Annotated in this window: 14 protein-coding genes; 9 read left to right on the forward strand and 5 right to left on the reverse strand. The window is 50.5% G+C overall.

Annotated features, from left to right (window positions below):
• Positions 1–9: 9 nt before the first annotated feature.
• Positions 10–1,755, forward strand: a complete 1,746-nt coding sequence (locus IE181_RS04865) for a bifunctional protein tyrosine phosphatase family protein/NAD(P)/FAD-dependent oxidoreductase (RefSeq protein ID WP_191250411.1) — start codon at positions 10–12, stop codon at positions 1,753–1,755.
• A gap of 31 nt (positions 1,756–1,786) precedes the next feature.
• Complete coding sequence (locus IE181_RS04870; protein WP_191250412.1) at positions 1,787–3,514, forward strand: SulP family inorganic anion transporter; 1,728 nt, start codon at positions 1,787–1,789, stop codon at positions 3,512–3,514.
• Between the two features lie 107 nt (positions 3,515–3,621).
• Here the strand turns inward: IE181_RS04870 and IE181_RS04875 are convergent, their stop codons facing one another.
• Positions 3,622–4,236, reverse strand: coding sequence for a TetR/AcrR family transcriptional regulator (locus IE181_RS04875; protein ID WP_191250413.1), 615 nt, complete (start codon positions 4,234–4,236; stop codon positions 3,622–3,624).
• 715 nt (positions 4,237–4,951) lie between these two features.
• Between IE181_RS04875 and IE181_RS04880 the strand changes: the two genes are divergently transcribed.
• The 5 genes from IE181_RS04880 (at position 4,952) to IE181_RS04900 (ending at position 12,843) form a co-directional block, all read left to right on the forward strand.
• The gene (locus IE181_RS04880; protein ID WP_191250414.1) at positions 4,952–5,572 is read left to right on the forward strand and encodes a glutathione S-transferase family protein; all 621 of its coding nucleotides are present in this window, start codon (positions 4,952–4,954) and stop codon (positions 5,570–5,572) included.
• Between the two features lie 62 nt (positions 5,573–5,634).
• Complete coding sequence (locus IE181_RS04885; RefSeq protein WP_191250415.1) at positions 5,635–7,704, forward strand: 2Fe-2S iron-sulfur cluster-binding protein; 2,070 nt, start codon at positions 5,635–5,637, stop codon at positions 7,702–7,704.
• A 255-nt stretch (positions 7,705–7,959) separates the two neighbouring features.
• On the forward strand, positions 7,960–8,487 hold the full coding sequence (locus tag IE181_RS04890) for a TetR/AcrR family transcriptional regulator (RefSeq protein WP_191250416.1): 528 nt from the start codon (positions 7,960–7,962) through the stop codon (positions 8,485–8,487).
• A gap of 33 nt (positions 8,488–8,520) precedes the next feature.
• Positions 8,521–9,702 (forward strand): efflux RND transporter periplasmic adaptor subunit, encoded by a 1,182-nt coding sequence (locus IE181_RS04895; protein WP_191250417.1) that lies wholly within the window; start codon positions 8,521–8,523, stop codon positions 9,700–9,702.
• Positions 9,703–9,717: 15 nt separating this feature from the next.
• Positions 9,718–12,843 (forward strand): efflux RND transporter permease subunit, encoded by a 3,126-nt coding sequence (locus IE181_RS04900; RefSeq protein ID WP_191250418.1) that lies wholly within the window; start codon positions 9,718–9,720, stop codon positions 12,841–12,843.
• 83 nt (positions 12,844–12,926) lie between these two features.
• On the opposite strand, the gene IE181_RS04905 is transcribed toward IE181_RS04900, so the two are convergent.
• The 4 genes from IE181_RS04905 to IE181_RS04920 form a co-directional block, all read right to left on the reverse strand.
• Entirely contained in the window at positions 12,927–14,360 is a 1,434-nt protein-coding gene (locus IE181_RS04905; protein WP_191250419.1) for a YfcC family protein, read from the reverse strand.
• A gap of 11 nt (positions 14,361–14,371) precedes the next feature.
• On the reverse strand, positions 14,372–15,247 hold the full coding sequence (locus tag IE181_RS04910; protein ID WP_191250420.1) for an N-formylglutamate amidohydrolase: 876 nt from the start codon (positions 15,245–15,247) through the stop codon (positions 14,372–14,374).
• Positions 15,248–15,343: 96 nt separating this feature from the next.
• Positions 15,344–18,121 (reverse strand): TonB-dependent receptor plug domain-containing protein, encoded by a 2,778-nt coding sequence (locus IE181_RS04915; protein ID WP_191250421.1) that lies wholly within the window; start codon positions 18,119–18,121, stop codon positions 15,344–15,346.
• 193 nt (positions 18,122–18,314) lie between these two features.
• On the reverse strand, positions 18,315–19,208 hold the full coding sequence (locus IE181_RS04920) for a LysR family transcriptional regulator (RefSeq protein ID WP_191250422.1): 894 nt from the start codon (positions 19,206–19,208) through the stop codon (positions 18,315–18,317).
• Between the two features lie 171 nt (positions 19,209–19,379).
• On the opposite strand from IE181_RS04920, the gene IE181_RS04925 reads away from it, so the two are divergent.
• Together IE181_RS04925 and IE181_RS04930 are read left to right on the forward strand one after the other, a co-directional pair.
• Positions 19,380–20,306: a LysR family transcriptional regulator gene (locus tag IE181_RS04925; RefSeq protein WP_191250423.1), complete on the forward strand. Its 927-nt coding sequence runs from the start codon at positions 19,380–19,382 to the stop codon at positions 20,304–20,306.
• 113 nt (positions 20,307–20,419) lie between these two features.
• The gene (locus tag IE181_RS04930; protein WP_191250424.1) at positions 20,420–22,039 is read left to right on the forward strand and encodes a gamma-glutamyltransferase family protein; all 1,620 of its coding nucleotides are present in this window, start codon (positions 20,420–20,422) and stop codon (positions 22,037–22,039) included.
• The last annotated feature ends 23 nt before the right edge of the window (positions 22,040–22,062 follow it).

Consider the following 22,062-nt stretch of genomic DNA (forward strand, 5'->3'; position numbering starts at 1 on the left):
ATACCTGTCATGGATATCAAAAAAATATCGCCTAATCTGTCTGTGTCGCCGCAAATCAGTGCAACGGATATCAGTGTGCTGAAAGCTGCAGGCTTTCAGTCCATTATCAATAATCGCCCGGACAATGAAGAGGATGGTCAGCCGTCTTCGGCCGACTTGAAATCTGTCGCGGCAGAAGCAGGCATGGACTATGTTCACCAGCCGATCACACCGGGGCAAATCTCGGATGGGGATGTGGCGGATTTTGCAGCCAATATGAAAGGCATGAAAGGCCCTGTGCTGGCCTTTTGCCGGACCGGCACACGGGCGATTAATCTGTGGGCATTGTCAGAAGCACACAGCCTGAGCGTTGATGCGATACTGGAGACGGCAAAAGACGCGGGCTATAATCTTGATGGCCTGAAGGCTCGATTGACAGATATGTCCGGTGACACGGCGCAGAGCCGCGATGAGTTAAGCCGAATTGATAATGCCCATACCTATGATGTGGTTATCGTAGGCGGTGGTGCAGGGGGGCAGGCCGCAGCAGCCAGCCTGCGGGCGCGTGACAAGCATCTGGATATTGCGATCATTGAACCCCGGGATGTGCATTATTACCAGCCTGGCTGGACCCTTGTCGGCGGCGGTGTATTTTCCCGCAATCAGACAAAGCGGTCGATGAAATCCCTTATCCCTTCGGGGGTTGAGTGGGTACGGGCCGCCGTTGCCGGATTTCATCCAGACAGCAATAGTATTTCGCTCGAAAGCGGAGAGCATATTCGCTACCGCGCGCTGGTTGTCGCGCCGGGGCTGAAGCTGGATTGGGATGCCGTGAACGGCTTGCGTGAAACACTTGGCAAAAATGGTGTTACATCAAACTACCGGTTTGATCTTGCATCCTATACCTGGGATCTGGTCCGCAATATGAAGAAAGGCACGGCGATTTTCACCCAGCCGCCTATGCCGATAAAGTGTGCTGGAGCACCGCAGAAAGCAATGTACCTATCCTGTGATCACTGGCTTCGTTCTAACAGGCTGGATGATATTGATGTTTCGTTTCATACGGCAGGCGGTGTGCTTTTCGGGGTACCGGATTATGTGCCGGCGCTTGAAAAATATGTTGAAAAATACGGCGCAGATGTCTGCTACAATCAAAATCTGGTCGCCATTGACGGTGAGAAGAAAGTCGCAACATTTGCAGTAACCGGCGCTGACGGCACGGTAACAAAAGAAGATCGTTCCTTTGATATGATCCATGTCTGCCCGCCGCAGACGGCGCTTGATTTCATGAAAGCAGCCCCCATCACCAATGATGCCGGCTGGGTTGAAGTGAATAATGAGACGCTGCAACATGTGCGCTACGGTAATATCTTCGGTCTAGGGGACGGTATGTCTGCCCCGAATGCGAAAACGGCGGCGGCTGTGCGCAAGCAGGCCCCTGTTGTGGCGCATAATGTGATCTCGCTCCTGAAAGGCAGGGAGTCTGCTGCCATTTATACCGGTTATGGGTCCTGCCCGCTGACGGTGGAACGGGGCAAGGTTGTGCTTGCTGAATTTGCCTACGGCGGCACGCTGGAGCCCACATTCCCTAAATGGTTGCTGGACGGTACACGGCCAAGCGGGCTGTCCTGGATGCTGAAAGAAAAACTGATGCCTAATCTGTATTTCGATCTGATGCTAAAAGGGCATGAATGGTTGGCCAAACCGGAAATCCTGACGCACAAGCCACTGTTGCATGATGTGGATAGTGCCTGTGATTTTGAAGACAAGCCTTAGGGCTGTGTAAAGTAAAAAGGCGAGTATCAGTATGAAGCTGCTCCGGTCGATTGAAAGCGCGTTCCCCATCATTGAATGGGGGCGCACCTATTCAAAACAGATGTTCGCAGAGGACGGTGTGGCGGCAGTTATTGTAACCATCATGCTGATACCGCAGTCTCTGGCCTACGCCATGCTGGCTGGGTTGCCGCCAGAAGTGGGCCTGTATGCCAGTATCCTGCCACTGATCCTCTATGCTGTATTTGGCACCAGTCGCACGCTTGCGGTTGGGCCGGTTGCTGTTGTCTCCCTGATGACGGCAACGGCAACTGCTGCGATCGCCGCACCCGGCACGATTGGCTATCTGGAAACAGCAATTGCACTTGCATTCCTTTCCGGGCTTTTCTTACTGTTTATGGGTGTTTTCCGGCTTGGGTTTATTGCGAATTTTCTCAGTCATCCGGTGATCAGTGGTTTTATCACTGCATCCGGCCTTCTGATCGCCTTCAGCCAATTAAAGCATATTCTGGGGGTTCAGACCACGGGGCATACCTTGCCGGAACAAACAGTGTCGATGGTGTCACAGCTTGATCTTGTGAATATACCAACTGTGATAATCGGGTCCGCAAGTATTGTTCTGCTGTTCTCGATCCGGAACTATATGAAGGCTGCCCTGATCAAGGCTGGGCTGGGTGCCCGCGCAGCGGATCTGGTGGTAAAGGCAGGCCCGATCATGGTTGTTGTTCTAACGACTGTGTCGACCTATTTTTTTGGCCTGGCCGACAAGGGGGTTACAATCGTAGGCGCAGTGCCTACGGGTCTGCCGGGACTGTCTGTGCCGGGAATTAGTTTTGATCTGGCCGCGGATCTTGCTGCGGCGGCTCTGCTGATCAGCCTGATTGGGTTTGTAGAGTCTGTTTCAGTGGCGCAGACACTTGCGGCAAAACGGCGGCAGCGTATCAGACCTAATCAGGAGCTGGTGGCACTTGGTGCCAGTAATATTGCCTCCGCTGTCAGTGGCGGCTATCCCGTGACCGGTGGTTTTGCGCGGTCTGTGGTGAATTTTGATGCTGGTGCTGTGACGCCGGCGGCTGGTGCGCTTACGGCAATCGGGATTGCGCTTGCCACGCTGTTTTTGACACCGTTATTGTACTTTCTGCCCAAAGCAACACTGGCTGCGACCATCATTATCGCCGTTCTGACACTGGTGAAGGTTGAACCTATTATTGCCACCTGGCGGTATAGCAAGCGTGACTTTTCTGCGATGGCCGCAACCATACTGCTGACATTACTAGTTGGGGTAGAGGCAGGTATTGCAGCCGGGGTTATTCTGTCCTTTGTGCTGTTTATGCACAGAACAACTATCCCGCATTTTGCCATTGTTGGCCTGGTGCCGGGGACCGAGCATTTCAGAAATGTTTTACGACACGATGTTGAAACGGCCGATAATCTGTTGACGATCCGAATCGATGAAAGCCTGTATTTTGCGAACATGCGGTTTTTAGAGGATAAAATCTATGATTTGGCGTTGGGGTGTCCGAAAATCAGACATGTGGTGTTGATGTGCCCTGCCGTTAACAACATTGATGCAAGTGCACTGGAAGGGCTGGAAGCCATGAATCACCGGTTGCAGGATGCTGGTATCACTATGCATTTAAGCGAGGTAAAAGGGCCGGTTATGGACCGCCTGCAAACAACAAGTTTTCTAGACGATCTAACAGGCGATGTTTTCCTCAGCCAGTATCAGGCCTGGAAGATGCTGGCAAACCCGGCCAAGTGACTGAAGCCGGGTTTGGTGCTGCGGTTAAAGCCTGGGTTGCGCAGTGGGCGCTTGCGGCGCGCTGCCTTCCATATGCGCCCTGACACAGCAGGTGGGTGAATGCTGCCTTAGGCGTCTGGTGCGGACTGGGGGATAGACTCAGCCAGAGGTGTAGGCGCCTTTTTAAGGGATGCATAAATCAAGGTCTTGGCAGCTTCTTTGGCGGTGTGCTGTACGCCGTCGGGGCCAAGCATATGGGCCGTTACAATGGCACCTTCTTTTAACAGCAACAGTTGCTTCGCCAGCAGGATAGGGTCTTCGACACCTGCTTGCTGCGCCAATCCGGTTACATAGTTCAGAATCAGACGTTTATGCTCTGCGGAGACTTTATATACCTGATGGTTCGAATCCGGATATTCGGAAGAAGCGCGGATAAACATGCAGCTGCGAAATTCTTTGGTATGAAACCATTCATCCAGGGCATCAAACATGGCAAGCAGTCTGCCTACAGGGTCTTGTGCAAGGCTGTCGATACGACCGACAAGCCATCCCCGGAATTTTTCATCGCGCAAACGGAGAACAGCTTCGATCAAATCTTCTTTGGTTTTGAAATGTTTATACATGGATGTTTTGGATATGCCGGTTTCCTTCACCAGCCTGTCCATACCAACAGCATAATAACCACCCCGGTTGAATGCGATCAGCGCTTTCTCCAGTAATTCGTTTCTTTTTGATCTACTCACGTGATTCTCCAAACATTTACAGATAGGTACTATAGCATCTTTGATTTCATATGTCGAATTTGAATTTATAGCAGCAGAAGTTATTTGTAATGTTCTGAATTTAATAACTTTTATACAATATTTCAACTATGCGAAAAAAAGAAGTTGACAGATCGGTACACTTTCCATTAGAAGGGTTGACAGATCGGGACACCTTAAGCGTTATTTGGCTTAGCCCCCCGAGTCAGCGACCAAAGAGGATATGAGCATGAATGATAATTACACTGTTACCGACATGTTGGCAGATGCGATTAAAGCTCTGATTGTGGTGGGACTGTTTGCCATTGTTCTTAGTACCAGCGGTTCCTTCGCAGCGGTCCCGATCTAATGTGAATAAGAGTTACCGACTTCGTCCGTTTATCCCCTTGAATCGAAGTCGGCAAAGGAAGCCCGTCACCAAACTAGCCCTCCCCATGCCCAGACGGGCTTCCTCCCCCTTTACTGGATAGCAGGCACAGAGCCAGGGAGGAACGGGAAAGGACTTAGGTATGCGCGGTCATCACTCAGGAATGGTGGCGATATATGCAGCCCAATTAAGAACATTTTTGCATACAAGGCATATGCGCCGCACACTGCGTTACTCGCTAATATTTGCAAACAGGTCCGAACGGCCCCGGTTTGAGCTGTCTCGCTGCGAGGCGTCTTTATGTTTATTTATTAGAAGGAAGATACATTAATGTCTGAACGGAAATTATATAGCTTTCCACTATCTGGAAATGCACACCGTGTTGCACTTTTTCTCTCATTTCTTGGCCTAGACTACGATCTGGTTCAGGTTGACCTGAAGGCAGGTGAGCAAAAGACAGATGCCTTTTTGCAGATGAACCCCAACGGGAAGGTACCTGTGTATGAGGACGGCGATGATACGCTGTATGAATCCACGGCAATATTGATGTATCTGGCTTTGAAATATGGTGCCGACACATGGTTGCCTTCAGACCCCTATGGGCGGGCAGTCGTGCAAAAATATCTTAACCTTGCCGGTACGGCAGTGGCGAACGGCCCGGCTGCGGCACGGCTTGCGAAGCTTTTCGGGGCACCTGTTGATCTTGATCAGGCTTACAGCATCACGGCTGATCTGTTTAGTAAACTTGAAACGGTTCTAGGGAAAACAGCGTTCCTGGAAAGCGATACACCAACTGTCGCTGATGTGGCCATATACACATATGTTGCCCATGCGCCAGAAGGAGGATTTGACCCGTCGCCTTATCCTGCGGTGATTGCCTGGATCAATCGGATTGAAGCCCTGCCAGGGTTTGTACCGATGATCAAATCACCAATTGCCAAGGTGGCATAACTTATAAGGGGAAGGGCTTGCCTTCCCCTTTTTTCTTTCAATACGGTTTGTGGAGACTTGGTATGAAACCCGATCACATACAGGCGACAGCGATTAAACGAGATGACAGTCCTTTTCATGAAGGCGAACTTGAAATCCAGGAGCGTGTCGGTGTTCGGGAACAAATCCACCAATATGCACCGCGTGTTATCCGCAACTATATGCCAGATCAGCACCGCGATTTTTTTGCAGGATTATCCTATCTTGTCGTGGGGGTGGTAGACAGGGGCGGGTGGCCGATTGCCTCGATCCTCTTTGGGGATGAAGGGTGCATTTCGTCGCCGTCACCGGTGGAGCTTGTTGTACAGGCGGTACCAGTGGAGGATGATCCTATTGCGGTGGCTATTGTGGGCGGTGCGGACATTGGCGTGTTGGGTATAGAGCTTCATACCCGCCGCAGAAACAGAATGTCTGGCCGTATATTCAATATCTCTGACCAGGGCTTTTCCATTGGCGTTATGCAGTCATTTGGTAATTGCCCGCAGTATATTCAAACCCGGTTCGTCGATCAGATTGTTCCGCGGACATCACCCGTAAGGACGGCCCCGACTGACGTTACCAAACTGAATAAAGCCATGCAGACCCTGGTCGCAGAGGCTGATACCTTCTTTATTGCGTCAGCATACCAGCATGACCCGGAGGACAGACGCAGCGGCGTTGACGTTTCCCACCGGGGTGGCAAGCCGGGGTTTGTTGAAATACTGGATGAAACAACCCTTATTTTTCCAGATTTTTCAGGAAATAAACACTTTAATACCCTTGGTAATATTCTGAAAAACCCCAAGGTAGGCTTGGTCTTTCCCGACTTTCAGACAGGGGATTTGCTTTATATTCAGGGTGAGGCCGGAATTATCTGGCATAGTGATCTACTGGATGCCTTCAGTGGGGCAGAAAGACTGGTCTCTATTCAAGTGAAACGGGCACGGTTACTGCGTGGCAGAATGCCTTTTCGGTGGCACTTTCAGGAGTATTCACCAGCGCTTGCATTCACTGGGTCCTGGCAGGCAGCCGAGGCCATGGTCGGAGACAATAATTGGGAACCGTATGTTGTGCGCCGGATTGTAGCAGAATCAGCGACCATTATTTCCCTGTATCTGGAACGACAGGACGGAGAAGCCCTAGCGCCCTATAGGCCCGGTCAGCATTTACCGATATGTCTGTCTGACCCGACTGGTCCTGATCCCATCCGGCGTTCGTATAGTTTATCAACAGCTTTTTCCCCAAATCATTACAGAATTAGTGTTAAGCGGGAGGAAAGGGGCAGGGCCTCTGCTCTTCTGCATGACCAAGTGCAGCCGGGATCAGTTGTGCATGCTAAAAAGCCCCAAGGATCCTTTTTTCTGGAAACTAAAACAGGCAACCCGATCATTCTGCTATCCGCCGGGGTTGGTATAACACCTATGATTGCCATGCTGAATGCATTGCTGGCCGAAGAAATGTATGCTCCGACAAAGCGTCCGGTGTATTTTCTGCATGCCGCTCGTAACAGTGACGAGCAAGCCTTTAAAAAGCTTTTGAAAGATGCTGAAACACTGTGGGAGCAAGTGTCTGTTTTCACCGCATTTAGTCGGCCGCTGGACCATGACATACAGGGTCAGGATTATATGCATGAAGGTCACTTCACTGCGGCAGTTCTCGAATCCATTTTGGGGCAGGTTATTCAAAACAGCGCCGTGAATGTGTATCTGTGTGGGCCTTCTTCCTTTATGGCGGATATGACGTCCGCGCTGACCGCACTCGGTGTATCTGGCGATAGGATACTAACAGAAAACTTCGGTCCGGCCAGTCTGCCCGCAATTGGTGAAATGCCAGATGCTGAGGTGGTTTTATTGCGTTCTGGCACGGCGGGTATATGGTCCAGTAAAGACGGCCCCTTGCTTGATTATGTCACCGAAAAAGGCGTTGATGTTCCCTATTCCTGCCGTTCGGGCAGTTGTGGCAGCTGTCGTACACGCCTTGTTGCGGGCACTGTTAAGACGCTGGTGTCAACAAATGTTCCGCTTGCGGATGATGAAATTTTGCTGTGTTGTTCTGTCCCTGACCAATCAGGTGATCTGGGTACGGATACAGGCAAGATTATACTGGATATCTAGGGCTGCACGGTGCAGCCTTTTCCCTGAAATCGCTAGTCTACCATAACTTTATGTCAGAATGCTTGAACCTGAGTGGCAACGCCTGTCGGTGTCTATTGAGGGTTTTCAGTGCGATTATACAAGTAATTTCATTACCTTAAGGAAAGTCAGGCTGATGTTTGACGGGCAGGACTTAGGGCGTTAGTATTTGTACGAACTTGACAAACTTGGTAGTTATTGTAAATAAGATCAAATTCTAGGTGAAAGTACAGAAGAATGACGGACAGACTTCAAGCCGCGTATTCCGTGTTTATGAAATATGGGTTTAGAAAAACCTCTATGGACGATATCGCGCAGGAAATCGGTATTTCCCGGCAGGCGCTTTATAATCAGTACGGCTCAAAGCAGGAGCTTTTTGATGCTGTGGTGGTCCATATGTCCACTTTGTCTCGTACAGAGGCACAGAAAGCATTGGCACAACCTGATAAGCCCATTCAGGAGCGCCTGATTGAAGCAATGGACTGCCGGATAGGGAATCATATTGATGATCTTAGAACGTCACCGCACAGCCATGAAATCATCTTGGCTTTCGAAGCAGGACAGTCCGGTAAGGCAGTGAAAGAGCATTCTTTGAATCTGATAAGGGAAGCTTTTATCCGGGATGGTCTGACCCCTCCTAACGGCTCGCTTGAGGACTTTCTCTCAACACTGAAGCATGTGATCGAAGGATTGGTGCATACGGTAGCCAGCCGGGAAGAATTTCTACAAGAATTAAAGAAAGCGATCAGGGTTTTATTGGGGTAGCCCCTCACCGGCCCGAGTACAAGGCAGCGACTTATGGAAAAAATAAAATCAACAATAGCCTCCAACCTCTCAATATTCGCAGGTGTCTGCGTGTTGGTTATAGGGTTTATGCTGTTAACAGCAGGCGGCAATGACACACTTGCGCAGTCCGGCAGCAATTCAGAGGTACTGAACCGTGCTGAACTGATTGAAACCATGTCAGTGAACAGTAAGGTATCTTCCTATATGATTAAGGCTACGGGCCGGTTGACGCCGCAAAGCCAGCTACAGGTTGTGGGCGAAGTGGCCGGTAAGATTACCTATATTAATCCGTCTTTCAAAGTTGGCGGCCGTATCGCTGGCGGTGATATACTTTTCAAGATAAATCCCACCACCTACGAGGCGGACTTGGCGAATGCCGAAGCGGCCCATGCAAGTAGTCTGGCGCAGCTGGCGAAAGTAAAGGCCGACCATGCCCGTGCGCAGGACCTGTTTGACAAGGGGCATGTCTCCGAAGCGGTGGTTGATACAGCTGATGCTAACCTCGCGGCAGCCGAAGCTGGGGTTAAGCAGGCATCGGCGCAAATCCAACTGGCACAGGAACGGCTGTCGAAGACTGTTATTCGCGCGCCGTTTGAAGCACTTGTTGTCTCTGAGACTGTCTCAAAAGATAGTTTCGTGTCGCCGGGTCAGGTGCTTGCGGATCTGATGAATACGGACCGCGCGGAAATTGCCATTAGTTTGAAAAGTGATGAGGTGATGGCGGTGGCCCGCACCTATGAAGCCAAGGGCAAAAAGCCGATTTCTGTTGTTGCCAAACCGGGTAACGGCGCCGTTGGATCGCAGGAAATCAAAGGCCATATCACGCGCATTGCGCCGGTGGTTGATCCCCGGTCCAGAACTGCTGTGATTATCGCGGAGTTTGATGATGTGTTTTCACCTGAAAATATGGGCCGTGTTTTTGGTAATGATTTCATGTCGGTTGAAATTGAAGCAAGCAGTACAGAGCCACTGTGGGAAATTCCTTATGGGATAATCCGCAAGGGTGCATATGTCTGGCTGGTTGGTGACGATAATAAAATTCACCAGCAGCCGATCAGGGTCCTGGCAACAAGTGGCTCCAAAGCCGTTGTAACGTCAGAAAAGTCCCTTGATGGTCAGGCTTTGATGGTAACGCTGCTTGCTGAAGAATTTAGCGGCAAGCCGGTACGTGTAGCCGGTTCAGCAGACCAGTAGAAGCAGGCATAAAGTATGAAAACGTTAATTGATGTATGCCTGCGTAACCGTGTAGCGGCCAATCTTCTGGCGGCTCTGATCATCGTCTCGGGGCTAATTTCTTTTTTGTCACTTGAAGTACGGCTTTTCCCTGAATTAGTTCTCAGGGCAATTTCCGTAACAGTGCCGTATCCGGGGGCAACCCCAGCCGAGGTGGAAACCTCGATCGTCAAGCCGATTGAAGAACGCCTCGAAGGTATGGAAGGTGTTCAGAAAATCACGGCGCTTGCTGCAACCGGTGTCGCAAGTGTTGTTGTAAAGCTTGAAGAAGATGCAGTCATTCAGGAGCTGAAAGACGACATTCAGGCAGAGATAGACCGTATTACCGTCTTCCCGCAGCGATCAGAGCGGCCCGTTGTCGCCCACATGGAGCCGGAAGAACTTGCCGCGCGTATTATCCTGTATGGTGATACCGACCGAGAGACATTAAAGCAGGTTGCAGACCGTATACGCACGAATCTGGTTGATTTGCCTGATATATCGCGGGTCGGCATCAGTGGTGTTCCAGAATATCTGATTGATATTTCTATCAGTAAGGAAACGCTGGAATCCCTGGGGGTGTCCCTGTTGGATATTTCTGATCGCGTGGCTAAACAGAGCCTTGATCTATCTGGCGGTAATATCGAAGAAGAACGTCAGAAAATTCTGGTACGATCAGTTGGAGAGCGCCGGACAGAGGCCGAATTTAAAACCATCGTCCTGGGTGCCAGCAGTACAGGTACGCCCGTTTATCTGAGTGATATTGCGTCAATCACGGACGGCTTGTCAGAAAGCCCACAGCAAGCGCTGTATAAGGGCAAGCCCGCTGCATATGTGTCAATTTACAGGGTTGGTGATGAACAGCAACTTGATCTGGCCGAGGCAGTTCGGGACTATTATGCCAATGACATCGAAGCTGTGCTCCCAGAAGGTGTACAGGCGGAGTTTTGGCGTGATAATTCCGTCATGCTTGAAGAACGTATCGACCTGCTGACCAGCAATGCATTACTTGGTCTGATGCTGGTAGGTGGACTGTTGATGATATTCCTGGATATCAGAATTGCCGCATGGGTTGCCTTTGGCGTGGGTGTATCCTTTGTCGGCGCCGGGATGCTGATGAATGTGTTTGATGTATCGATCAATCAGTTATCCCTGTTTGGGTTTATTCTGGCCATTGGTATCGTTGTTGATGATGCGATCGTGGTCGGTGAAAACATCCACGCCGAACGACGGGAACATACAGGCACAGCTATGGAAGCAGCGCGCAGTGGCGTGCTGCGGGTATATATGCCGATCCTGTTTTCTGTATCGACGACGATTGTAGCGTTCGTACCGCTCCTGTTCCTGCCGGGTACATTTGGTCAGTTTATTGGCCCGATCGCCGCAGTTGTGATTATCGTTCTCGTGCTGTCACTTACAGAAAGCTTGCTGATTCTGCCACGGCATTTGGCCCATTTGCGCAGCGGTAAACCGCGCCGTTGGTCGCCGCGGCGCTTGGCGGATCCTGTACGGGATTATTTCGCTGCAGGGCTACGGCATGTTGTGGAAGCCAGACTACGTCCTACGTTGAAGGTTGTTATTGCTAATCCGCTGGCAACTGTTCTGGTTGCGTTTGGATTGTTCTTTGCCAGCATGTCGCTGATGACCAGTGGGGCAGTGAAATTTGTCTTCTTCCCTGAAGTGGAGGGCGACTATGTAAATGTAACACTGGAACTGCCTGAAACGTCTTCACAGGAACAAACTATCCACTATCTGAACAGGATCGTGGACGGGGCTGAGAAAGCGGCTAAGCGGTTTGAACAGTCGGGTATTGAACCCTTGCAGGGTATCTTCTGGGTGCTTGGCGTGTCCCCGATTGACGGCACTGGACGCGTGGCCACTGATGGTGGCGCCATGTCAAATAAAGGCTATGTGGTTGCTCGTATTCAGGAGGCGTCAGAACGGACATTCAATGCGCAGGACTTTATCGAAGAATGGCGCGGAATTATCGGTGAAATTCCAGGGGCACAGAAGCTAACCTATTCTGCAGATCTGGTGTCGCCGGGGGCGCCGGTCTATTTCGAAATTAGTACACGGCTTGCGGATGATACCAAGGCGGCTGTACTGGCAATTCGGAAGGAACTGGAGAAGTTACCCGGTGTTTACGATATCAGGGATGACCGTTTCCGCACTACGGATGAAGTGAAAATTGAAATCAAACCGCTCGCCCTGTCTTATGGTCTCACACAGAATGAACTGGCGCGGCAGGTCCGGGCAGCGTTTTTTGGCTCAGAAGCGACACGGGTTCAGCGCGACCGGGAGGAAATCCAGGTTCGGGTCCGCTTGCCAAAGGATGAGCGCTATAACCTTGAGGCACTGAAGTCTTTGCGGATTAAGGTTGGTGACGGGTTTGTCCCGGTTACAAATCTGGCCGACATCCGCGTGGAGCCAGCAGACGCCAGTATTACCCGCATTGATGGTCGTCAGATTTATACCCTGACATCAGAGGTGGACACATCTGTCACTACTGCGGGTATTGTAACAGACCACATATTGAATACAGTCGCACCGTCACTGCAGGACGATTTTGACGGTTTGCACATTACACTGTCCGGGGACCAGGAAGAGCAGGCAGAAATGGGACCTGTGATTGTACAGAATTTTCTGATTGCACTAATGGTCATTTATTCCCTGCTAGCGCTTAATTTCCGGTCCTATTCGCAGCCGATCATTGTGATGATCGCGATCCCGTTTGGGTTCATGGGTGCAATTCTTGGCCATGCCATTTTGGGCATGAATTTAACCTTGCTGAGTATTTTTGGTGTGATCGGTCTGAGCGGGGTGATCATCAACAATTCCTTGATGGTTATTACCTTTGTCAACGAGCGTCTCGATGCCGGAGAAGATTATCTGTCAGCTATTCTGGAAGGCACGCTGGAGCGTTTCAGGGCGATTTTGCTAACGACGCTGACCACGTTTCTTGGTGTTGCGCCGATCATTCTTGAAACCAGCGTTCAGGCACAGTTTCTAATCCCAACGGCGGTTTCGCTCGGGTTTGGTATTGTCATCGGGACAACGGTTTTGATCCTGACGGTCCCTGCCCTGACTGTCCTGCACTATAAAGTTTTCGGTCGCAAATCGTAAAGCAGGCCCTAAAGACTGACCCTGAAGAACAGGCGAGGGCACCGGACCAATTGTTGGTCTGTGCCCTCGCAGTTTACTCCATACTAATACTGGATCATGACGGCGATACTTAGCAGTACAAGCGACACAACGATAAAAATGGCCCACAATGGCACGATGAAACGCGCCCATGCTGTCCAGCCAACCTGTGCCGTTGCCAGATACGCCAAAAGCGTACCGGATGTAGGCGTCAGCATGTTGGTGATGGTATTCCCGAACAGGAACGCCAAAACGGTTGTTTGCGGGGTAACACCGGTGATCTGACCAATCGGCCCCAGAATCGGCATACTAACGGCGGCCTGGCCCGATGTGGATGGAATAAGAAAATCAAGAAACAGCTGCGAGAAGAACATGCCAGAGGCAGCAATCATCGGATTGTCTTCCCCGATCATGCCCGTCATGCCGCTGACAATGGTATCCAGAATTTGCCCTTTTTGCAGGACAACGGAAACAGCCGTTGCGACCCCAATCAGGAAGCTTGCCATCAGGACTTTTTTCATACCCGAAACAAAGGCATCCGCGGCCGCACTGGCACCAAGACCGCTTAGAACGGCCAAAAGGATGCTGAGCGCAATATAGTAAGCTGTCAGGTTTTCGTGTTTCCACTGCCATGTGCTGGAGGCATAGACAAGAAACCCGATACCGACGACCAGCGACCACAGCATGGATTGCTGCCGCAGGCTCAGACGATCACCGGAAAAGTCAACTTCGACATCAGTTTTGTAGCCGGACTTTCTGGCCATCCAGAGCATGAACAGGATACCAATGATAAGGAAAACACAGAAGGCAGCAAACCGGAAACCTGCGCCTGAGAAAATCGGCAAACCCAAAAGAGGCTGAGCAATTGTCAGTGGAAGCGGGTTGGTTACTGATGCAATATAGCCGATCTTTACCGATACGGTTACAATCGCAAGCCCCATGATATTGGACATGCCCATACGGTTCGCAAGGGCGACCATTACCGGGATGATCAGCAGATATTCCGAGGCGAGCCCAAGGAATGTGCTACCCGCAGAAAAGACGATCATTAACCCCGGTATCAGGACATACACATTCCCTTTCACCAACGACAGCAGGCGTTCCAGCCCGACATCAATTGCCCCGGACTGTTTGATGATACCGAACATGCCACCGATTATCAGGACCATGAAAATCAGGCCCCCACTGCGCTCCAACCCTTCCGGGATGGCAAGCAGTGTTTCTATCAAGCTTACCGGGGATGCCTCTGTTTCCGAATGCGGCCCCAGTGCAAAGAGGGCGGATGGGGAGGTTTCTTTTTCAATCGTATGATAACTGCCGGGGACAACCAGCTTGCCGTCCCGTGCATATTCACCGGACGGTATAAAATAGGTCAGGAAGGAAGCAAAAAACAGAATCCCAAGAAGAATAACGATGGGATTTGTCCCGCCTTTTTTCTTCGGTGCAGGTGGTGTTTCGTGATGAATGTCCACATGGACTTTCTGCTCAGCACTGCTCATACCCTTTCCCCTTATTTGATTGGTGTGCTCAGCGACGGGTCAATGGCGTCCCGAATATAGGCGCATAACTCTTTTGTCAGGTCGCTAAGATCCTGTTTGAAAGTCTGATAATGATTGTTTGGCTTGAAAGCCTGCTCGTCCATATATACGGCGCGATTAATCTCAATTTGCATGGAATGGCGGTTACGCGTCGGGGCTGCGTAATGCCTAATAAGATATCCGCCCTTGTAGGGAACATTGCGGGAAACGCTATATCCTTTGCTGCGGAAGCTATCCTCAATAACAGCAATGAAACCTTCTTCGCAGGTGGTGCCGTCTCCGTCGCCCAGAACAATGTCCGGTCGCGGTTGGCCATTATCAATATTCATGGCATTGCCCTTTGACTTCATCGAATGGCAGTCAATATGCCAGACACTACCAAACGTTTGGTGGAGTGTCTCTAACCGCTCGGTAAGGGCCGTATGATAGGGCGTGTAATATGTGTCTATTCGGTCCATGATCTGCTTGGCAGTCAGGGGCGTTTCGTACATGGGGATACCAGGCAAAGCGAATTTGCGGATCAATCCCATGCCGCGCTCGGAATAAACGGTTGGTTTGCAGGTAAAAGGGAGTGTGCCGTCCACATCCCGTGCATCAACATCATCGGGTGCACGGTTGGGGTCAATATATACTCTTGGGAAATGGGCCTTCAGGAGACTGGCACCCTGGCTCACGGCCGGTGCCCATAAGTCTTCTACAAAGGCATCCCACGCTGTCAAAAGTTTCTCGCTGCTAACGGGAGACGAAAAGTCGTCGGGAAATTCTGTCCCGCTGTGCGGCGAGTCGAAGACCAGAGGAACTGTGTTCTCTGGTACCGGTAGGTCAAGTGTAAAGCCTTTGATTTTCATGGGTGATATTCTACAGGGGTCGCACCTCTTTCGGCGACAGAAATACTTCGGGAAAAGAAAGGGGAACCGTGGTTCCCCTTTCCAGAGAGTCAGATATTAAAATCCGATTGAGAACTCTGCGTACACCATCCGGCCACGAATATCGTGGACAGTTGCGTCGTACCCAGGGCGCTGACGATCAGCAAGGGCTGGCGGCTTCTTATCGAAGACGTTGTTTACGCCGATGGAGATGCGTGCAGTCTCAGCATTGAACAGCTCTGGCATTGCGTAAGAGTAACGCAGGTCCATTGATGCCCAAGAACCGATTTTCGGGCTGTCTGTGCCCTGATCGTTCTCGTAGCTGGAAATGTAGCGGATCGCAGCATTTGCACTGTGAACGTCCAGGTTCCAGTTCAAACGAACGTTACCGCGCCAGCGTGGTACAGAGTTGAACGGGTTAGCGAAGTTACGAGTACCCGCACCTGCCCAAATGTCTCCGTTACCTTCTCTGTCAACGTCGAACTTGTTGACATAGCTAAGGGAGCCACGCAGACCGAACTGACCATAGTCACTATCAGGGAATGTGTAACCAGCCTGAATATCAAGACCGTCAGTTACAACACCACCGAAGTTACCGTTAGACAGGTTCACAGAACGTACCTGACCAGATGGGCTACGAATAACCCGTGGATCAGCTTGGAAAACACCGCCATTACATTCGCCGCTAACAATTGCCTGTGCAACGCCGTCCGGACCAATCAGGTTTGTATAGTCAAAGCGCCAGTAGTCGATGGAACCGCTGAAGCCAGCTTTCTGAACCACGATACCTGCGTTTACGTTCTTCGCAGTCTGAGGCTGCAGATCGTCTGAACCAGTAACGTTGATTGTGGTGTTGGATGCGTTACCGCCATCACAAGTCATGTTGCCGTTGGCACCCAGAATTGCTGGATCATCCAGGAACTGCGTGCTGCTGGAGCTTGACTTCTGACGAGCACTTGGAAGCTGGAAGGATGTACCGTAGGACGCGCGCAGGGCAATGTCGTCAGTCATCTGCCAGCGGGCACCGATTTTCGGATCAGTTGTTTTCACGCCGCCAGAGAATTTCTCGTGACGTGCTGCAACTGTTACTTCCAGATCAGCAGTGACAGGAAGAAGTGCTTCTGCAAATACTGCATATACCTTCGTTGAGCCCTGAATTACCAGTGGGCTTGTGTCTGGCGTGCTGCCAAGACCAACAGAAGACAGTGGATCATTGTGCTGGATGAATGTCTCATCACGGAACTGACCACCGAACGCGATACCAACCATGCCGCCGCTCATCTCGAAGGCGTCACCGGATACGATAAGGTCTGCAACAGACTGTTCAGCAACAGCTGTTGTCAGGCTTCTGTGGTGCCACTTGGCAAAGTCATCATAATCCAAAGCCGCAACACTTACACCGTCTTTAGGGGAAACAAGTGTTGGGTTTGTTGTCCGCGTACCAAATGGGTTGAAAGTACCGTTCAGAAGTGACTTGTTCAGTTCAGATGCAACATAACCGTATGCAGCGCGGTTGCTACGCTCGGCTTTATTGTAAATGAAGTCTGCTTCGATGTACCAGCTGTCGTTAATCTCGTAGTTAACGCCGCCCAGTGCACGGTAGTAGTTGTAGCGGAATTCACGGTCGAATTCAGAACGATCGCCGTTGAATTCATCACCGAGTGGACGACACTGACATGTCAGGTCAACCGCCTGGTGAATGCTGTTATCCCACTGTGTCGGATCAATATACATGATGCCGTCTGCGCCGTCTGACACATAGAAGTTAAACGGGTGGTCAGCAGGGATATACATGTTACCGCCAGCAAGACCGTTCCTGAAAAGGTTCGGGCCGTTTGTACGGTCAACTTCGTTGTTGGAGAAGCTGATTTCAGTGAAGACACGCAGTTCGTCAGTCAGATTGTACTCTGCTTCAGCAAATGCCTGAATGCGAGTTTCTTCTGGAATAACGGAAACCTGATCTTCAAAGCTGTGGCGGCAACGGCCACCGGAGAGAATACCACCTGCTTCTTCACAGTCTGGATCTGGAATAGTGTTGCCAGATGTACCAAGGAAGACACCGTTATCGTCAAACAGGGCACGCTGCCATGTACCTGGCGCACCAGAAGATGACGTCAGTGCAGAGTTACCATCTGGGCGTTCCGGGCCAATGCGCTCACGCAGCCACTGGAAATCAGAACGGTCATTACGAGTCTGGCGGTAGTAAGTGGCATAAAGGTTGATAGACCCTTTGTCAGATTTCGCACCAGTTGCAATGGAGACATTCCACTGATCGTGCGATGATGACGCCATCTTGCCAGAGATTTCAAAACCTTCGAAGCCTTTACGTGTTACGATGTTAACAACACCACCCACAGCCTCGGAACCGTAGGTCACGCCGGCACCGTCAGTCTGAACGTCGATACGCTCAATCATGGACAGTGGTAGCTGATTTACGTCGAAGAACTGGTTACCAAGACCGTCTGCTGTTGCAGACTTACCTGCGCGGCGACCGTTAATCAGAGTAAGAGATGAACCAGTGCCCAGACCGCGAATGTTAAACTGGCTAGTACCGATCAGGCTACCTGTTTCCTGTGTCAGGAAAGAGCCTGTGTTCACTGGCAGATATTTCACAATATCTACAACAGTAGAAGCGCCTTGATCAGTGAAGTCAGAGCGGTTGATCACATTGATCGGTGCCCGAGCTTCATAGCCGTCGCGGCGGATGTGAGAACCTGTAACAACAATCTCTTCAAGAGAGATGTCGGCACTTTGGTCCTGTGCAGAGATGGATGGTGCGTAGACAGCTGCCACGCCAGCTACCGTCCCCAGCAGCAGAGTTTTTCTGAGAGCCGTGGCTCTTTTAATATTTGACATAATTCCTCCTAATGAAAATTGAGGCTTTGAGCATCAGGAAAAATTTCCCGCCCTTTCCCCTTATAATTTTCCACGGTAACCCAAATATTATTTGGAGGATAAAAACTATAATTTTCTGAAAAGGAATTTAATTATTCCAAAATGGAATGTTTGTCTGAACTAAACGAAAAGATGGCTGGAAAAAGAAAGAAGTTTAAAGCTTTTGGGTAAATTGCTTAACATGCTCGCGGAATGCGCTAGCAATTAATGACTTTTGTCTAGTTTTATGGCTAACCAAACCATAACTATGCATAATGTTAGGCTGGAATGGAATAAGCTGCACGCGCTCATCTTTATAAGCTTTAGCTAAGAAGCCATTGACTATGGCTATGCCCATGCCTTTTTTTGCAAATGTGCAGGACGCCCCAACGCTGTGTGTTTCAAGGTTCACGCACATTGGTACGGAATGCCGTACGAACTCCCGTCGTAGTTCGGACTGAAATGCCCCGCCGGAGCCAAGAAGGATAAGGGATTCATCCGCCAGATCTTCTGGCGTCAGGAAGGATCGGTTTGACAGTATATTCGATGTTGGCACCACGCAGACGGTCCCTGATTCAATGAAGGGCATAATGACCAGCTCTGGGTGGCTTATCGGCAATTTGACAAAACCGAAGTCAACATCGCCATTGGCTACCTGCCTGATCACAGTTGCAGAGCTGCGCGAATCAAGGTGAATAAGACATTCTGGCCTATCAGAGCGAAATCCGTGGAGCACGTCCACGAGCGGTCCCTCGACGAAACTTGGCGGCGCAGAAATTCTAAGCGTTCCTTTTTTCCGTGACCGCACATCTTTGGCTAATGCGGATAAGTTATCAACACCCTCAAGTATTTCAGACACTTTATCTAAAAGAAGCAGGGCTTCTGACGTAGGAACCAGATTATTGTTTTCGCGGTGAAAAAGGGAGATCCCCAATGATTTTTCCAGTTCCAGTATATGTTTGGAGATCGTTGACTGTGCCACATCTAATATTTGAGCGGCACCAGAGGCAGAGCCACTGTTGATGACTTCCTTGAAACTAACCAGGGTTTTAAGTGTAGGTTTGGACATGACGCTCCGAAGTAGCTTGGAAAACTCTATGAAATGTCGCGAAAGTTCTGACTAAATCTTGCACAAATTCAGCGCATTGGTAATACAAAAGCTGCGGCATAATTATTTTTTGGTGTAAGTATAGTTATGCTCTATATGGCTTGTATCAGGCTGATTAAGATGGGGTATGTTATGAACTTTCGGCAAATAGAAGTTTTTTATTCGGTTATGACCGAAGGCAGCATCACGGGTGCAGCAAAAAAACTAGGTATTTCACAGCCTTCTGTGACAACGACGGTCAAGCAGGCAGAAGAAAAAATTGGCTTTCGTTTGTTTGAGCGCGAAGGAGGGCGGTTAATTCCAACGGCCGAAGCGCGGGTGCTGTTTGAGGAAGCAACACGGGCGCAGGAGGCCTTGACCGCAATTGATAGACTTGCAGACCGACTTCGGGACGGTATCTCCGGCCATGTCAGTATCGCTGCCACGGCTTCTTTCTGTCTCGAGATTATTCCAGATGTGATCGCGACGTTTACTAAACAGTATCCGCATTATTCGCTGTCAATTTCCACCCATAATACGGATGCGATTTTGCGCAAACTGGACGCCAGAACAGGAACGCATAATATTGGGTTCACTTTTGGAACAGGAAACTATGACGGATTGTCCACATCAAAACTTGGGACTGCTGACCTGTTTGCTGTATTGCCGCCCAGCTGGCCAATGATCAAAGGCGATACGATCAATATTGCAGACCTAAACCACAAGCCTTATATCGGAGCGGTGCAGTCTACACCTCTTGGTACGACCATCGAAAATACGCTCCTGCAGGAAGGGGTGGAGCCAAACCGTGTTGCAACGGTACATTCACATCAACTGGCGCTGGATCTGGTTAAACGTGATTTGGGTTTCTCGCTGTTGGAAACGGTGACCGTCCATAATCTTATCAAGTCAAACACTGAGCCAAATGTCAGGATCAAGAAACTGTCTCATCCGGTTAAACTTCCCGTAACGGCGGTGTTCCCTGGCGGGCGTACCCTGTCCAATCCGTCCAAGCATTTTCTCGACTGTGTTCGGTCGCGTTTCAGACGCCTTTGCACGGATGTGAATAATGCGCTTTAGGGGCGTAAATCCTGCGTCTGCTATAGATACATAGTCAGAAGTTATGATGCGTTTTTTTTGCTGGGAAGCGGCGATACAGTATCACCAACTGTCCTGAGAAATGGAGACTTCTTATGTACCGGATTGTGTGTTCTTTCCTTGCTGTTCTGGCGCTGCCTTTTTCCGTGGTGGCGACCGATGCAAAATCCTTTGCAGGAATTGTCAGTTCCGCATCGCCTGAGGCAACCCGTGCCGGGCAACAGATACTGGAGCGGGGCGGCAACGCCATTGATGCCGCTGTTGCTGTATCGCTTGCCGTTGGGGTGACAGAGCCGGCGGGCTCGGGCATTGCGGGCCAGACCGTAATGCTGGTTCAGCCAAAGTCGGGCGACCCTTTTGTCATTCACGGCACGACATGGTCCCCGGCAAATATCCCTGCGACTGTTACAAAGGACCAGCTGCGCCAGGGACGCACCGCGTCCACGGTTCCGTCTACGCTGAAGGTTCTTTCGCTTGCACATCAGCGTTATGGTAGCGGTGCAATTGACTGGGCTGACCTTGTCGCACCGTCTATTGCGTATGCAGAAGAAGGGTTCGTCGTAGGACCGTTCCGTCAGCGTGCCTTTCGTTTCTATGGGGACGCGCTGAAGAAACAGGCGGAAGCAAAGTCTATTTTTATCAAGCCGGACGGCACTGACTATCAGGTTGGCGAAACTTTCAGGCAGCCAATCCTTGCGGACACACTGCGTCAGATTGCTGAAAAGGGTGCCGAAGATTTTTATACCGGTGATATTGCAAGAAAAATTGCTGCTGACATGGCCGAAAATGGGGGCTGGATCACCTATGATGACCTTGCGAACTTTCCTGAGCCGCGTATCGTCACACCGCTTTCCGGTACATACCGCGGGTATGAAGTTCTGACCTTGCCGCCGCCCTTTGGTGGCTGGGTCGTACTGCAAATCCTGAATGGTCTTGAAACAGCGGATCAGGGGGATGTGGATGCAGATGATGCAGCACGCAGAATTGCGCTCCTGAAAGCAATGGCAATAGGGCACGGTAGCCGCAAGCATACACCTGTTCCTGGTTTTCTGGAGTATGAAGATGATGTGAAGGTCAAAATCTCCAAACAGGAAGCGGCAAGACTATTGTCCTTAATGGAAGACCGTGCCTCAGGAGAAACAACGCACTTTTCTGTCGTTGACGGAGACGGGAATGCAGTCTCTGTGACCCAAAGCATAGATAGTTATTTTGGATCAAAGGTTGTTCATCCTGAACTGGGATTTTTATACAATAATTATATGCAGTCTTTCCGCCTTGTTGATGACGGATCGCCTTATGTGCTCAAGGCGAAGGAAATGCCGTTAAGTTCCATGAGCTCAGCAATTCTACGCAAAGACGGTGCGCCTGTCATGGTGCTGGGAAGCCCTGGCAGCGCTCGCATCATCTCTGCAGTGGCACAGGTCAGCAGCTTCTGGATTGATGTAGAGGCAGATATTGAAAAAGCCGTCGGAGCATACCGCGTACATGTGGTGCCGGACGGTAAAGCATATGTTGAGGGGCCAGTGGTGCCAGCGGACCTTCTGAGCGGTATGGCAAAATATGGTTTCAGCCTTAATCGTCCTGCCTACGGTGTTTCTGACAGCCAGTATGATCCCTATTTTGGCGGGGTACACGCACTGGCAAAGGAAGGCGACACATGGGCCGGGGCCGCTGACCCGCGTCGGGACGGCTTGGTGCTAACCGCCAGGAAATAGGCCTTGTTCTGATAGCGATAAAC

The organism is Kordiimonas sediminis (assembly GCF_014656395.1).
GTDB classification, from domain to species: Bacteria; Pseudomonadota; Alphaproteobacteria; order Sphingomonadales; family Kordiimonadaceae; genus Kordiimonas_A; species Kordiimonas_A sediminis.

Coding starts and splice junctions, on each gene's coding strand:
- IE181_RS04865 (WP_191250411.1), top strand. CDS start 10: ATGGATATCAAAAAAATATCGCCTAATCTGTCTGTGTCGCCGCAAATC.
- IE181_RS04870 (WP_191250412.1), top strand. CDS start 1,787: ATGAAGCTGCTCCGGTCGATTGAAAGCGCGTTCCCCATCATTGAATGG.
- IE181_RS04880 (WP_191250414.1), top strand. CDS start 4,952: ATGTCTGAACGGAAATTATATAGCTTTCCACTATCTGGAAATGCACAC.
- IE181_RS04885 (WP_191250415.1), top strand. CDS start 5,635: ATGAAACCCGATCACATACAGGCGACAGCGATTAAACGAGATGACAGT.
- IE181_RS04890 (WP_191250416.1), top strand. CDS start 7,960: ATGACGGACAGACTTCAAGCCGCGTATTCCGTGTTTATGAAATATGGG.
- IE181_RS04895 (WP_191250417.1), top strand. CDS start 8,521: ATGGAAAAAATAAAATCAACAATAGCCTCCAACCTCTCAATATTCGCA.
- IE181_RS04900 (WP_191250418.1), top strand. CDS start 9,718: ATGAAAACGTTAATTGATGTATGCCTGCGTAACCGTGTAGCGGCCAAT.
- IE181_RS04905 (WP_191250419.1), bottom strand. CDS start 14,360: ATGAGCAGTGCTGAGCAGAAAGTCCATGTGGACATTCATCACGAAACA.
- IE181_RS04910 (WP_191250420.1), bottom strand. CDS start 15,247: ATGAAAATCAAAGGCTTTACACTTGACCTACCGGTACCAGAGAACACA.
- IE181_RS04915 (WP_191250421.1), bottom strand. CDS start 18,121: ATGTCAAATATTAAAAGAGCCACGGCTCTCAGAAAAACTCTGCTGCTG.
- IE181_RS04920 (WP_191250422.1), bottom strand. CDS start 19,208: ATGTCCAAACCTACACTTAAAACCCTGGTTAGTTTCAAGGAAGTCATC.
- IE181_RS04925 (WP_191250423.1), top strand. CDS start 19,380: ATGAACTTTCGGCAAATAGAAGTTTTTTATTCGGTTATGACCGAAGGC.
- IE181_RS04930 (WP_191250424.1), top strand. CDS start 20,420: ATGTACCGGATTGTGTGTTCTTTCCTTGCTGTTCTGGCGCTGCCTTTT.